General features: G+C 59.3%; 1 protein-coding gene. It reads right to left on the bottom strand.

The window, feature by feature from the left end; genetic code table 11:
• Nucleotides 1–60 precede the first annotated feature (60 nt).
• Nucleotides 61–533: DNA polymerase (locus tag ACR0B3_RS24525; protein WP_480811314.1), on the bottom strand; the 473-nt coding region annotated here is incomplete at its 5' end.

Here is a 533-nt window from a genome sequence, read left to right as displayed (position 1 = left end):
CCACAAGCCGCCTTGGCCCCTCAAGCGTCTTGCGGGGGCGCGGCCGATTTGTGCGCCCCCTCAATGCGCCTCGGCCCAATTTTTACCCTGACCTGCATCCACGACCAACGGCACAGATAGATGCAAAACAGGGCTTGCCGCGCTTTCCATAACATCGCGGGCGCGGGCAATCAGGACGCCCACCGCGCCCTCATCCACCTCAAAGACCAATTCATCATGCACCTGCAACAACATGGTTGCAGGCAAATCTGCAATTGCCTGATCCATGCGGATCATCGCGCGGCGGATGATATCGGCCGCGGTGCCTTGGATGGGCGCGTTGATGGCCGCGCGCTGCGCAAAGCCTGCGGCGGGGCCTTTCGCCTCGATATCAGGTGTATGAATTTTGCGGCCAAACAAGGTCTGCACATAGCGGTGCGATTTGGCGAATTCCTTGGTCGCGGTCATATAGTCACGGATGCCAGGGAAACGCTCAAAATAGCGGTCGATAAACCCTTGCGCCTCAGCGCGTGGTATCCGCAAATTGCGCGCAA

The organism is Ruegeria sp. CE9, from assembly GCF_056537425.1.
The sequence above is the reverse complement of the archived record's forward strand: the minus strand, read 5'-3'. Positions and strand labels throughout refer to the sequence as shown.